Genomic DNA, 12,442 nt, shown 5'->3' with positions numbered 1-12,442 from the left:
CGCTTATATCCACATCACCCAAAAACGTTCTTGTATCGCAACCCCCGCAGGCAATCACCAGGTATTGGCCCACGTTTCCTCATGGTGTATTAACGCGCGCGTCGCACCAAAGACAGGGCTGCCAACACATCACTGATATCGCTCTCATTCAGATTCGGCGCATTAAACTTCGCTCTCAGCCACACCATATCCTCGTGGCTGAAAGCGCCGACCATCAAGCGCTGGCTGATGATGATCAACATTTGATTATCAAGTTGTCGAATACGTTGCCGGGTGACCGACAAGGTTTGTATAGGAAAGGAGGGTTCTGGGCCGGTTCGCCACTGCGCTAAATAGCGGTACTGTATCGCTTTACTGGCATCCATTAGCGAACGAATAAAAGGGGTTATCGAATGCGGGTCCAGACCGTTATTTTTCGCTTCTTCTTCAGCCTCGGCAAAAACATTTTGTTCACGCGTGAAATCCTCTATCGGCAGATGGTGCTTCATTTTATAAGCAGCCACATCTTTCATTAATAACATGCGTTCATTGAGCGCGGTTAAGAGTGCGCCAAGCGATACCGACGTTACCGAATCGGCAAAAGTGGTGCTGCACATCAATAAAGAACAAAGAAAAATGGCGATATGACGAATCATTAATCAACCTCCTTTTACGGAGGCCTGACAGTAATTTACCTTTATTAAGATAACATTAAGTAATTATTACAGATTGGTATTAATGCTTATTCGTTTAAACTGGAGTGATAAAAAGAACAGGCCGTTGATTCTGCGGAATCTTCACCTTCACTTAAAGTGCATAAAATATACAACAAATCACACAAATGTGATGCACATCACGTTTTTATGATTTTTTATTACGGTTTTATGATATAGGTCTAATTTTAATAGGTCACTAATTTCTCTCCCCCGCTCAGGGAGATCGGCTTCAATTTACATCGAATATGGTGAAATATGACTACCATTACACTAGTCAACGAACAAAATAGTACTGGCAATCCTTTTTCTGCACATATGTTATGTGAACAGCGAGCTATTCAGGAAATTACTTACGAACTATTGCAATCGCAGCAGCATGTCTCAAATAAGGATATCATCGCCAAACTTATTGAAAAACTGGAAACAGAAAAAGACGTAGTGCAGCTTGATATTTACCGTAATGCCTTAGAAGCCGTTTTGTTTCAGACACCTGACGACATCTAATATATACCCAAAATAATTCGAGTTGCTTAAAGGCGGCAAGGGAGTGAGTCCCCAGGAGCATAGATAACTATGTGACTGGGGTGAACGACAAATCTGCCGGGAGCAGATTTGAACGTCGCGTGCGACGGCCCGTCAGGGCGAGGCCCATGGATGGGCCGAGTAATCCGTAGCCAACACATAAGCAACTTGAAGTATGAAGGGTATAAACAAGGGAGGGGGTTACTCCTCCCCTGTTCGTTAATAATGCAGATGCCTCAACGTGCGGTACCTGATTTTTCGTAGCCGTTTGCATGGATTTGCGGTGCAACATGCTGCATGCTTTCTGGCATCTCATGCTGCCGGTATACGGCTGGCAGTAATGTTAAGCCTGAGCCATTTTTCACATGAAGACTAAATTTACCCGATTCTTTTAACGCCTGAATAAGATTTTCCTGGGCGGGAGTTAATGTCTCATCATGCCACAGAACAATATGCTCGAAAGACGTTGATAAAAGATCGGGCATCGGCGCCTGCCAGGGGATGACTTCAACTCGCATACCTTCACTACAATATTTAATCGTTTCCAGCCATAGCTCAATGGGGTCGTTCAGCGAAAACGCAGCAATAAGCATTGTGCCTGCTGGCGCCTTTCGTACGCTACTTAGCTGGAACGTGGCGTATTCAATAATCGCAGTATCCAGTAATGCCTTTTCAAATCGGCGTGCATCATCATCGCCTGCGGACAACCACAGCCGTAAAGGACGCAGTATTGACTCAATTACGATACACGGCGGAATTTCCCGACCATAACGCCAGAGTAATTTTCGCAATTTGGCGGGTTCGAATTTTCTACACTGCGCTAAAATCTCTTCCTGGTAGAATAACCATCCCGAGCGGCAATGCGTTTCTTCACCATAGAGGGCAGGTTTAATCTCTTTTAATGAGAAGCCTTTGCTTAACGCGTCGATAATATGCTGTATTCTGATAGCATCTTCTATGCAATAAAAACGATTGCCAACTTCATCTTTGGTAGGTTGAAGCAGGCCATAGCGTTCCCAGGACCTGATATTTGCTGTTGTGACACCACACTGCGCCGCCATTGCGCTAATACTAAAAGTAGCCATGCCTGTCTGGCCTCATGATGATGTAAGAAAGCATAGTGAACCTAAACGCCATCAGAAGCAAATCATTATTAAGCAATGACCTTACTATTTACACGTGAAATTACATTATCGACATTATTTATTGTCAGCCAGTGCGTAAAGGCTTTAGAGACGGACAGTATTTGATAATCCAGAACTGTTCTACAACCTAATTTAGTCAGAACATGGTAGCGTACTGAGTAAATAGTTTTTAAATGTACATTCAGCTCACAGCTTATTTGTCGGATATCCATTCCTTTAACAAGCATCGCCAAAACATTTCTTTCATTCGCCGTTAATCTGACTTTCTCTGACCTGGGAAAAAATTGACCAGCAGCGGCCAAAATCAGTAATTCGCGCCACTCAGCAATAGAGGCATCGACCTTTATTCGATATATGGCATTATGTTCATCAATAAAGTTATATTCATTATGGGTAACAATTCCAATGAGTACCGTTTTAAATGTGGAAGTAATAGACTGCTGTACGGTGTAGTAATCGTCGATATCAAAAATAATATAATTTACGTTACCAGCTATTATTGCGACGTCCTTAAATAAGGACTCCAGACCATAATTAAGAAACAGGTTTTCGCTCAATAGTCTTGTATCTGTCTTTAAAACAGATGATGCGGAACCAGTCATATCCACCTCAACAAAACGAGAGCCATGTGGAAATATCCATTCGATGGCCCGCATAAGATCATCTGCTTACTTCAGCGATGAGAACCTATTAAGTAGTAGTTGAGGAACGCCGTTTGCGCAACCTGACAGACGTCCTGGGGCATCTTATGTGAACTGCGTGGGAATGTACGCTTTCGCAAAATCCACAAAGCGTACGACCGCAGGCAGCAAAATATGCCAGTCCTGTTGCTCCAGACCTAAATATTCACGCTGCGCCGCACGCAACGTAGCAGCATACTCTTCTGGCAACTGAGGTAACAGCCAGTCAGCCGCCGCATCCTTAGAGGTAAATCTCCCGGTAGAAAGGGTGTACCAGATACGCGCCAGGGTTAAAACGATATGATACTCATCTCCCTGCACATCTGCCGTGGATTGCCAAAGGTCGAGGGGATAACGCAAGGCCTTCAGCAACTGCGCCGCAGGGGCTGGCGTGAACAGCCGTTCCGCGCGTTCGCCCTTTAGCGGTATACTGGTTTCCAGAATTTGGGTTATCAGTAACACCATGTCCCAGTCCTGCTGCGCTGGTTCATAAATCCCCTGACAAATGTCCTCTCTTAGCCACTCGCCAAATTGCATTTCCCTGGAAGGTGGAAAACACCAGGGAACCAGCTGCGAATAAAGCACGACAGTGACCTCCAGAGCGCGTTTTTCTGCCGACGCCCCCGGCGGCGATGAAAGCGCCAGCAATTCCTGCATCAGCGTTGCGCGTTGGGTCTCCGTCAGCGGCTGGCATATTGTCACCAGCAGATCAATGTCGCTGTTTGGCTTCAGACTGCCCGCGACAGCGGAACCATATAAATGAATAGCACGCAACGTATCGCCTGTGACACGAGTAATCAGGCGACATGCCGCATCCGTTTGGCATTGAATCGAGGGCGGTATCGACGGCGTCATCATTGCTCCGGGGGCGCAGGTATTTTTTATATTGATTGCCAGAAATATGGCATAACGGCAGAAAAAAAGCTCGCTATTCATAGCGAGCTTTTAACATTGCAATCAGACTTAATGATGTAGCATTTCGTCAACGACCTCATTCGCCTTTAACTGATAAGGATAATAGGTAGGCCAGTTTTCCATCTCTTGCAGCAATGCCTGCTGCGAGGTATTTCCCATAAAGATATGGAAGTGCGCCGATTTTCGCGGGGCAATAATATGATCGCTAAACTGAACATATTTAGGCGCTTTGCTATTCGCATCTTTACATTCGAACAGGTAGCGCACCCCTTTTTTACCCGATGCGTAAGTCAGAATTTTATAGCCGGCATAATTGTATTTACAGGATGCAACGTTATTGTCGCGATGGAATTCTATAACGCCATTTTCAATGCCAATAGTCTCAACATTCGTCGCGTATCCTTTGCGATAATACGCTTTAATATCCTCAAACGTTTTCTCCGGGTCTTTCTTCGCCTTTTGTCTGAAGACAGGGTCCAGCTCGCCGCTGACCAGATAAGGATAGACGGATTGCCACATACCATCCCAGTCGGTGAGCGCGCGATCGCGTACATTAGCGTCATCAAACACGCCCGCTGCCGCTTTTTGCTCAACCTCCGTCATCGGCGCGTCATGAGCATGATGACCATGCGCGAAGGCAGGACTATTTACCAACAGCATTCCCAGAAGCATTGTCAGTTTTTTTAAATGAATCACCAAAACGTTACCCTCATCTTTCTTAGAAAGATGATTGTTATATTATAACATTACAATTATTTCAACAAAAACTCAGCGGCCACCGCGCAGGTGGCCTTTTTTGATATCAACTGGTCCGCCATCGAGGAATTGAACCCCGAACCTTAGAGGTAGAAGCTCTATGCTCTATCCGGTTGAGCTAATGGCGGAAGAAAAATTACGCGGCCATTTTAAGGCAGGCGTCTGCGCATTGGCTGCATGCCCGCGCGCAATTCTGGCAATGGTCGTGATCGTGCCTTGCACACTCTTCGGCGCAGGCTTTGCAGATATCCGCGCACAGGCGGCATAATTTTTGTGAGTACTCGCTTTCCAACGCCATAAATTGCGCCGCCAGGCGACAAATGGCCGCACATTGCATATCTAACTGGATGCAGTGCTTCATCATTTCGACGTTATCTTCACGCAGACAAGAAGAGGCGCAGATATCACACGCCGCCGCGCATTCATAACACTGCTCAATACACTCACGATGTTCTTGTTGCATAAATGACTCCTTATTTTATTAAGAGGAGTAGATAAGTCTGCACAGAAACGCCGGGATAGCCAAACGGCTACCCCTCTTTTTCATACTTTTTGAACAAAAGTGCTGAATAAAACAGCAATAGTAAAGCCGGAAATCGGCCTCGGTGATGTGACGTCTATACTGTAATGTTCATCTGCTTTTCATCGGAGGTAAAATGGAGTATTTAGCACGACTAAATATCGTTGCGATGCTGATGTCAACGACGTTCTGGATCAATCTGGCGGTCGTTTTTTTCGTCACCCTCATTACTTACTGGCTCATCAACTGGCTACTTAATGTGGTCTATAAAGCGCTACAACGCCCGGATAAAAAGGATGATGCTCATGGGCGGCTGCGGCCTATTGTTTTCGAGATGCTGAAAAAGACCAGTAAAATGCTAATCTTTTTTGCCGCATTTCTCTTTAGTCTGCGCTTTGTCGCCCTGCCCGACCGGTTATTCTCTACCCTCTCTCACGCCTGGTTTTTAGTGGTTGCGATTCAAATGGCGATTTGGCTTGATCAGGGCGTACAGTCATGGATGCGTCATTTACTGTATGCCCCAGGCTCCAATAAAAACCCGGTGACGTTAGTCATTCTTGGTATGATTTTGCGCGTGCTCGTCTGGTCTATGATGCTGCTCTCCATCCTGGCGAACGTCGGCGTGGATATTACTGCACTGGTAGCAAGCCTCGGCGTGGGCGGTATTGCTATTGCCCTGGCGGTACAAACCGTTCTGAGCGATGTCTTCGCTTCGCTGTCGATTGGTTTCGATAAGCCCTTCGAGATCGGCGATTTCGTCGTCTTTAATGATGTAGCCGGTACGATTGAACATATCGGTTTGAAAACCACCCGCATCCGTAGCCTCAGCGGCGAACAGATCGTTTGTGCAAACGCGCAGTTGTTGCAGCAAACCATACACAACTATAAGCGGATGCAAACGCGTCGTATCGTGTTTACTTTTGGCGTCGCCACTGCGACACCGCCGGAAAAGTTACGCCTCATCGGCGATATGGTGAAAAAGATTATTACCGATGTCGGCGAAACACAATTCGACCGCGCCCATCTACTGGCCTTTGGTCAGGATCGGCTGACCTATGAGGTGGTGCATATCGTCAATACCGCGGATTACAATAAATACATGGATATTCAGCAAGAGATAAATATCCGTATTATTGAAAAACTCATTGAGAATGATATCGAACTGGCGCTGCCAAGTCTGGTCGTCAGAGCCCCTGTACAGGTTGAAGAGGCCAGGGACTACAGTAATACCGCTGATGCAAAAAACGCAGATAAACGCGTCATGCAGTAAAATCTCTGCCGGCAATACCGGGAACCCATGGGCTCCCGGTGCGTTAACGGCGACACGGCAATGCGGAGAAACGACTTGCGGCTATTCCACCTGTAAATGGCGGGTACAGACTTGATCAAGTAGCGCAGACTGATGACTAATCACCAACATCCCTAATGAACGGCTGCGACACACCTCAAGCACGTATACCCATATCGCTTTTTGAATAGACGGATCGAGTTGCGCCGTCATTTCGTCGGCAATCAGAAAACGCGTTCGCGGGTCAAGCGCGCGCAGTATCGCAATTCGCGCCAACTCCCCGCCTGAGAGCTGCATTGGCCGACGCGTCAGCCACTCGGGCTGCACATGCAAACGCCTCATCGTTTCCGGGTCAGGCTGCCAGGCATCACGCACAGCGTCTCCGGCGCTTCGCCAGGGATTAAACGTCAGTTCAGGATGCTGGGGGACAAGCTGTACCGGACAATACTGATGCAGGGGTAACGGGCTACCGTCCAGCAGAACGTCGCCCGCCGTCGGTTTTTGCCATCCGGCCAGGACGCGCCCCAACGTTGTTTTCCCCGTTCCGCTTGGCGCATGAATTCCTACCCGTTCACCGGCAGAAATCGTAAACGTCAGGTTCTGCCATAAGACTTTCCCACCCTGACGAATAACGAGGTCGCGGCAACTTAGCATTCTATTCCCTCTCCGGTCGGCATAAATAACGGGTTTAGTTCAGGCAATGCTTGCCATTGTCGTTTTAACGGCTCACTCATCTCTTCCGGCTGTAATCGTTCACAGCGAATATTGTCCGTGATATAACCATGATGCAGCGCCACAATGCGATCGGCATACCGCGCCGCCAGCAACAGGTCATGAGTCACCCACAGCACGCCGCATCCCCGCTCGCAGAGACCTCGCAAGTGCTCAAGCAACTGGTTTGCCAGTGCCGTATCAAGCCAGGCGGTGATCTCATCCGCGAGGATATAACGTGCCTGGCTGAGCGAGGCGTGGCACGCCAGAATTCGTTTAGCCATCCCGCCGGAGAGCTGGCGAGGAAAGCGTTCCAGGACTGTCGGTTCAAGATCGCTTTGCTGCAATAGCTGTACCATCTGCGTCTCATCCCAGGCGCGTCCGGTCAGATGACATGCTCTGTTCAAATGTTTTCTGATATTCAGCATGGGATTAAGCGCCTGTACCCCCTGCGGCACGTAGCTAAACGTATTGCCCCTAAGCTGCCTGATGGTATGTCTGTCCAGCCGGTTGCCATCAAGCGTAATTTCCCCCCGAAAGCGTAAGTTTTCCGGCAGCAGATCGAGCAGGCATTGCAGCAGCAGACTTTTTCCCTCCCCGCTGCCGCCAACCAATGCCACCATTTCGCCGGGCGCGATATCAAAAGAGACATTCTGTAATAACGGCGACCAGCGTCTCGCGCCATACCAGCGATAACGCGCGCTTTCCAGCGTAACCTGTTGTAAACTCAGCATACGTCACTCCTTAGCCACAGCCGCTGAATGGCGCGCGCAAACTGATCGAAGAGCATCACCAGCGTGAATAACATTAGGCCGGGAAACAGCACCAGCCACCAGTTTCCATGGCTAATAAACCGTAACGCATCCGCCAGCAACAGTCCCAGCGAAGGCTCATGCGGCGCCAGCCCAAACCCCAGAAAACTTAACGCCGCGCTGTGCAATACCGCATGAGGAAACATCAATAACGTTCCCGTCAACCATTGCGGCAATAGCGCCGGAAAATAGTGATATCGCCAGCAATAAAGGTGTCCATGCCCCAGACGATAGGTCAATGTCAGGTAGTCACTCTGCGCTACCCGCTCCGCGTCGGCGCGCAGAATCAGCGCCAGACGGGGCCAGTGCGTTAACGCCACGGCCGCAATGACGCCGCTTTTACCGCCGCCGAGCGTAAAACAGATAAGGATCAGCAAAAGTAAATGCGGCATGGCGAGCATGGCATCGGTTATCAGCCGCATCAGGAGGTCCAGCCGGGGATGAATACGCGCCGCTGCCGCCATCACTAGCGCAATAACGCCGCTGCACAACGCGGCGCCAACGCCAATTTGTAAACTGGTGAAGGCCCCCTGAAAGCAACGAAGCCATACATCGCGCCCCAGATTATCGGTGCCAAACCAGTGCTGGATATCAGGCGACAGATGCCGGGCAAGCAGATTAACCTCTGGCGGCTGGCTCAACGTGGCATAACCGTATCCGGCAATAAACAGCAGGCAGGTAACGGAGAGGATCAGACGAAGCAATGTCGGGGCAGGATTATAGAGCATCGGGACGCTCCAGCGATCGATTAAGCACCACCACAAGCCAGGCTGAAATCGTATTTCCGGCAAACACTAATAGCGTACAGAATAAAACGATCCCCATGAGTAGCGGGACATCGCCACGCAGGCCGGCATCGATAGTGGCCTGTCCCAGCCCCGGATACGCAAAGACTTTTTCTGCCAGTAACGCCCCCCCCATCAGTTCGCCCAGAGAAGCAAACTGTAAACAGAGTGCTGGGGTAATCGCATGACGTAACACCTGGTGACGTAACAGCGACCATCCTTTATCCCCCTGAGCGCGCGCAAAACGAATAAATTCGCTCTTCATTACGCTGGCTATTTTTTCTCGCGTATGCAGCGCAATTTGCCCCATGCCCAACAGACTTAACGCACATACCGGCAACACAAGATGGCGTAAACGTTCCGATAAAAGAGCTGTTCCTGCATTATTTCCGGGGTCCCAGGCGCAACAAACAGGTAATACCGGCCAGCGGACGGCAAACAGCGCCAGCAGCAGCATTGCTATCCAGAAAGTGGGCAACGATGACAATAAGTAGCTGATACGGCAAATCATCTTATCCGGCCAACGGTGGAGAAAACGTCCGGCCAGAAAACCCAATGTCACGCCCAACACACCAGACAATAGCCAGGCGCCTGCCAGCAGCGCGAATGACGTCGCAAAACGTTCCCGGATCACGCTGGCGACAGGCATGTTAAACAGCATGGAATACCCCATGTCACCCTGGAGCAGACGCCAAAACCAGTGACCGAAACGCTCCCACAGCGGCTGGTCAAGCCCCCAGCGCGCCGCAATCCGCGCATATTGTTCTGGCGGAACATGGAGCAGATCGTTGCCAATATAAGCGCGGATAGGATCAACGGGCGAAAAGCTAAGCAAAATGAAGGTGCCGGCAGCCACCAGCACCAACAGAATAATCAGCCGCAAAAAATGACTGAAGAACAATTTCATCACCGACAGGTCCAGGTCCAGTCATCAAGATTGTTTAACACCGACCAGCTACCGTGGATTTCTGGCGCGCCTTTTCCCAGATCAATACAAGGGTTGGCCAAATAGGTATGCTGAATATTAAGCAGCCATGCCCATGCCGCATCGCCCTGGACGCCCGCGCCCTGCTTTCCATCCCACTCAACCTGCTGCCAGAAAGGAATCGCCTTTTGCCAGTCAGGCGCATCTATAGCCTGTTTCAGATGTGCTTCTACCGCAGGGTTGCTGTAATAGCCCGGGTTATAATATTCCACACCAGCGGCTTTTCCGCTGTAGTGATGGAAGAGTTCCATCGGGTCCAGACTTCCCCAGCCAAACAGCGTAGGGTTAGCGTGCATATGGCGCTCTACGGTTTCCCAGCTTCCCGATTGCAACGAGACGACAATGCCTAAAGGCTGCAACATGGCGCGCACCGCCTCGGCCAGATCCCGCCGGGTGCTGTCGCCACTGGCATACCATAAGGTCAGACGCGCTTCTTTACCTGCTTTTTCACGCACGCCCGCACTGTTTATCTTCCAGCCAGCCTCTTCCAGGATGGCGCGCGCTTTTGCAATATCGCCATCGCTGAATACCACTGAAGGATTTTGCCACGGCAATCCCTGCACCGCGCTATAGGCGGGTATCGCATGGCCTTCCATCACCTGTTCCGCTAGTTGCTTACGATTAATGGCATAGTTAATTGCGCGTCTGATAGCGACATCAGCGGTCACATCGTTGCCGACAGGATAACCGTTAGCATCCTTTTTACCGGCTGGCACCATCGGGAAGACTATGCCCCGGTTTTCAACGCTATCGCGTACCCAGAGTTTAAGATTATCCTGCTGCGGGGCCACCGCCATAGAAGGGGCAATGCGCACCAGTCCCAACTGTCCGCTGCGCGCGGCGGCATAAGCATTATCTTCATCCAGGAAGACAAAAACCAGCCGGTTAAAGTCATTCTTTTTACCTGCATACCAGGGGTTGGCTTCAACAATCAGTTGCTGACCAGGCTGGAAACTGACCAGTCGGTACGGACCGGCGCCTATCGGTTCGCGGGCAAACGTTTTTTCATCATAACGGCTGGCCGGAACAATCCCTAACGACCCGAGTACATTCACAAAGGTACTCTGCGGATGGCTCAGCGTCATCTCAATTCGGCGCGCATCCAGCGCTCGCGCATGACTAAAGTTGCCCATGTCAATTTTACCGCCGCTCTTCGCCGCTTTGTTATATGTAAAAACGACATCTTCGGCAGTTAATGGCGAGCCATCGGAGAATTTCAGATCGGGTTTTAAGGTCAGTATCCAGGTTTTACCATCGGGGCTGGTGTCCACTTTTTCCGTCAGTAAATTACCCCAACTCATATCGGCGTTTTGCTTGAGCAACGGCGCATGAAGCAATAAGTAACTGCCGTGGCTCCAGCCCAGCATAGGATCAAAGCCTTCCGTTGGCTCAGGGCCAATGGCCAGCTTTAAGGTATGGCCATCTGCCGTGTCCGACGCGGCGAAAAGCGGCGAGGTGAATGCCAGAGCCATCGCGCACGTTATGAGCGCCAGTTTGCCTTTAATCATCAGTTTACCCCAGATTATACGTTGTTTTTGTTCCTCCCGGCGCAGCATAAACGTCGGGAGGCCTCCTGAGGACGGCATTATGGCGAGCATTTGTAATGAAAAAATTGATGCAGAACAGAAAGTATGACGATCTTTTAAAAACATCATACGCACAAACGCCGGGAGCGCCAACGTGGGCTAAAGGCCGCTTTTGATGGGGATAAAACGCAAGAGAAATGATGCCAGGAATACCGGGTTAATTAACGCCATCTTATTCTCTTATTTCCTTTCTATTCTGTATTACGTCTTCCCATCCGACGCTGTTCATTTTCTCAACGTTATTAGTCAGTGCTGAAACGTAAGAAGGTATCGTAATTAGCGCCTCCTGGCTTTAAACCTAAACCAATATTAAACGAACCGGGCGTTAATGAAACTTACCGGCAGAACGCCAGTCATATGGCAACCCGATGAAATGACATGCTATGGAGTCCAACCGAAAAATGTTAACGCCGCCAGGGCTCGTGATGATTTTTTTAGCCGTACTGTTCTCATTACTGACAGGATGCGCAAGTTATAAAAACATGGCGTGGGGAATATATCCGGCTTCAACGGATATTTGTCCATCAGGTACGACATCAACAGGAGGGTGCAAAGAGTAATATCGCATATTTAATATACACCACTTTTTAAATGACTGTCCGGACATTTTCGGACGGTAAGTTTTCTATTAATTTATAATGGACTAATCCCATGACAAATAAAAAACACATTTTTTCAATTATCTTTATTGGTTCTCTTTTAACGGGGTGTGCTACAGGACCATCACCGACAGGGATTGGCTTATATACGGATGTTAAAGGGCCAATTACTGCCACGAGTCTCCCGGCAACCAAAACCGGTAAAGCGTGTGCGCAAACGGTATTGGGTATTGTAAATACCGGCGACGCATCTATTGATTCAGCGAAAAAAGCGGGCGATATTTCTTTAGTGTCGAGTGTTGATTATGAAACTACGGGCTCATATCCATTTTATGGTAAAACCTGTGTTGTCGTAAGAGGACAATAACAACAGTAAGCCGGCGATGCCGCCGGCTTTTTATCCCATTTTACGTGCCGCTATCTCTGTCTGTTCCTTGCGACTC

General features: G+C 49.3%; 14 protein-coding genes, 1 tRNA gene and 1 pseudogene. 4 read left to right on the top strand and 12 right to left on the bottom strand.

What is annotated here, in order from left to right:
• Positions 1–89: 89 nt before the first annotated feature.
• On the bottom strand, positions 90–635 hold the full coding sequence (locus J4614_RS01365) for a chorismate mutase (protein ID WP_000617982.1): 546 nt from the start codon (positions 633–635) through the stop codon (positions 90–92).
• An 82-nt stretch (positions 636–717) separates the two neighbouring features.
• Here J4614_RS01365 and J4614_RS21965 point away from each other — a divergent pair.
• Positions 718–872 (top strand): annotated as a pseudogene (locus tag J4614_RS21965) (hypothetical protein).
• Between the two features lie 78 nt (positions 873–950).
• A complete protein-coding gene (locus J4614_RS01360; RefSeq protein ID WP_000208086.1) occupies positions 951–1,199 on the top strand; it encodes a biofilm/acid-resistance regulator YmgB/AriR in 249 nt (82 codons plus the stop codon).
• A gap of 254 nt (positions 1,200–1,453) precedes the next feature.
• On the opposite strand, the gene J4614_RS01355 is transcribed toward J4614_RS01360, so the two are convergent.
• From J4614_RS01355 to J4614_RS01330, 6 genes are all read right to left on the bottom strand, one after another.
• Positions 1,454–2,302, bottom strand: a complete 849-nt coding sequence (locus tag J4614_RS01355) for a MerR family transcriptional regulator (RefSeq protein ID WP_000190269.1) — start codon at positions 2,300–2,302, stop codon at positions 1,454–1,456.
• Positions 2,303–2,370: 68 nt separating this feature from the next.
• Complete coding sequence (locus tag J4614_RS01350) at positions 2,371–2,964, bottom strand: helix-turn-helix transcriptional regulator (protein ID WP_072275082.1); 594 nt, start codon at positions 2,962–2,964, stop codon at positions 2,371–2,373.
• Between the two features lie 144 nt (positions 2,965–3,108).
• Positions 3,109–3,897: a cryptic aminoglycoside nucleotidyltransferase ANT(3'')/ANT(9) gene (gene aadA, locus J4614_RS01345; RefSeq protein ID WP_023136870.1), complete on the bottom strand. Its 789-nt coding sequence runs from the start codon at positions 3,895–3,897 to the stop codon at positions 3,109–3,111.
• A 108-nt stretch (positions 3,898–4,005) separates the two neighbouring features.
• Positions 4,006–4,653 (bottom strand): metal-binding protein ZinT, encoded by a 648-nt coding sequence (gene zinT, locus J4614_RS01340; RefSeq protein ID WP_208293095.1) that lies wholly within the window; start codon positions 4,651–4,653, stop codon positions 4,006–4,008.
• Positions 4,654–4,764: 111 nt separating this feature from the next.
• Positions 4,765–4,841 (bottom strand) — tRNA-Arg (locus J4614_RS01335).
• 8 nt (positions 4,842–4,849) lie between these two features.
• On the bottom strand, positions 4,850–5,176 hold the full coding sequence (locus J4614_RS01330) for a four-helix bundle copper-binding protein (RefSeq protein WP_001183699.1): 327 nt from the start codon (positions 5,174–5,176) through the stop codon (positions 4,850–4,852).
• Positions 5,177–5,369: 193 nt separating this feature from the next.
• On the opposite strand from J4614_RS01330, the gene J4614_RS01325 reads away from it, so the two are divergent.
• On the top strand, positions 5,370–6,503 hold the full coding sequence (locus J4614_RS01325) for a mechanosensitive ion channel family protein (RefSeq protein ID WP_023217442.1): 1,134 nt from the start codon (positions 5,370–5,372) through the stop codon (positions 6,501–6,503).
• Positions 6,504–6,584: 81 nt separating this feature from the next.
• Here J4614_RS01325 and J4614_RS01320 read toward each other — a convergent pair whose 3' ends face one another.
• The 5 genes from J4614_RS01320 to J4614_RS01300 are packed head-to-tail and all read right to left on the bottom strand — an operon-like array spanning position 6,585 to position 11,370.
• On the bottom strand, positions 6,585–7,175 hold the full coding sequence (locus J4614_RS01320) for an ATP-binding cassette domain-containing protein (RefSeq protein ID WP_000947460.1): 591 nt from the start codon (positions 7,173–7,175) through the stop codon (positions 6,585–6,587).
• Positions 7,169–7,966: an ATP-binding cassette domain-containing protein gene (locus J4614_RS01315; RefSeq protein WP_079964497.1), complete on the bottom strand. Its 798-nt coding sequence runs from the start codon at positions 7,964–7,966 to the stop codon at positions 7,169–7,171. The genes J4614_RS01320 and J4614_RS01315 overlap by 7 nt, the downstream gene beginning before the upstream one ends.
• On the bottom strand, positions 7,960–8,772 hold the full coding sequence (locus tag J4614_RS01310) for an ABC transporter permease (RefSeq protein WP_000966647.1): 813 nt from the start codon (positions 8,770–8,772) through the stop codon (positions 7,960–7,962). Before J4614_RS01310 ends, J4614_RS01315 begins: the two co-directional genes overlap by 7 nt.
• Positions 8,762–9,736, bottom strand: coding sequence for an ABC transporter permease (locus J4614_RS01305; RefSeq protein WP_001520270.1), 975 nt, complete (start codon positions 9,734–9,736; stop codon positions 8,762–8,764). Before J4614_RS01305 ends, J4614_RS01310 begins: the two co-directional genes overlap by 11 nt.
• Positions 9,736–11,370 (bottom strand): ABC transporter substrate-binding protein, encoded by a 1,635-nt coding sequence (locus tag J4614_RS01300; RefSeq protein WP_000946070.1) that lies wholly within the window; start codon positions 11,368–11,370, stop codon positions 9,736–9,738. Before J4614_RS01300 ends, J4614_RS01305 begins: the two co-directional genes overlap by 1 nt.
• Before the next feature lie 681 nt (positions 11,371–12,051).
• Between J4614_RS01300 and J4614_RS01295 the strand changes: the two genes are divergently transcribed.
• Complete coding sequence (locus J4614_RS01295) at positions 12,052–12,366, top strand: TRL-like family protein (RefSeq protein ID WP_000182479.1); 315 nt, start codon at positions 12,052–12,054, stop codon at positions 12,364–12,366.
• The last annotated feature ends 76 nt before the right edge of the window (positions 12,367–12,442 follow it).

This window comes from Salmonella sp. 32031103-2018-00083-FB-01-SM-01, assembly GCF_017571995.1.
GTDB classification, from domain to species: domain Bacteria; phylum Pseudomonadota; class Gammaproteobacteria; order Enterobacterales; family Enterobacteriaceae; genus Salmonella; species Salmonella enterica.
Note: the sequence above shows the minus strand (reverse complement) of the source record. Positions and strands in the feature narration are given on the sequence as shown.

Coding starts and splice junctions, on each gene's coding strand:
- J4614_RS01365 (WP_000617982.1), bottom strand. CDS start 635: ATGATTCGTCATATCGCCATTTTTCTTTGTTCTTTATTGATGTGCAGC.
- J4614_RS01350 (WP_072275082.1), bottom strand. CDS start 2,964: ATGACTGGTTCCGCATCATCTGTTTTAAAGACAGATACAAGACTATTG.
- J4614_RS01330 (WP_001183699.1), bottom strand. CDS start 5,176: ATGCAACAAGAACATCGTGAGTGTATTGAGCAGTGTTATGAATGCGCG.
- J4614_RS01320 (WP_000947460.1), bottom strand. CDS start 7,175: ATGCTAAGTTGCCGCGACCTCGTTATTCGTCAGGGTGGGAAAGTCTTA.
- J4614_RS01355 (WP_000190269.1), bottom strand. CDS start 2,302: ATGGCTACTTTTAGTATTAGCGCAATGGCGGCGCAGTGTGGTGTCACA.
- aadA (WP_023136870.1), bottom strand. CDS start 3,897: ATGACGCCGTCGATACCGCCCTCGATTCAATGCCAAACGGATGCGGCA.
- J4614_RS01315 (WP_079964497.1), bottom strand. CDS start 7,966: ATGCTGAGTTTACAACAGGTTACGCTGGAAAGCGCGCGTTATCGCTGG.
- J4614_RS01360 (WP_000208086.1), top strand. CDS start 951: ATGACTACCATTACACTAGTCAACGAACAAAATAGTACTGGCAATCCT.
- J4614_RS01300 (WP_000946070.1), bottom strand. CDS start 11,370: ATGCTGCGCCGGGAGGAACAAAAACAACGTATAATCTGGGGTAAACTG.
- J4614_RS01295 (WP_000182479.1), top strand. CDS start 12,052: ATGACAAATAAAAAACACATTTTTTCAATTATCTTTATTGGTTCTCTT.
- J4614_RS01310 (WP_000966647.1), bottom strand. CDS start 8,772: ATGCTCTATAATCCTGCCCCGACATTGCTTCGTCTGATCCTCTCCGTT.
- J4614_RS01305 (WP_001520270.1), bottom strand. CDS start 9,736: ATGAAATTGTTCTTCAGTCATTTTTTGCGGCTGATTATTCTGTTGGTG.
- J4614_RS01325 (WP_023217442.1), top strand. CDS start 5,370: ATGGAGTATTTAGCACGACTAAATATCGTTGCGATGCTGATGTCAACG.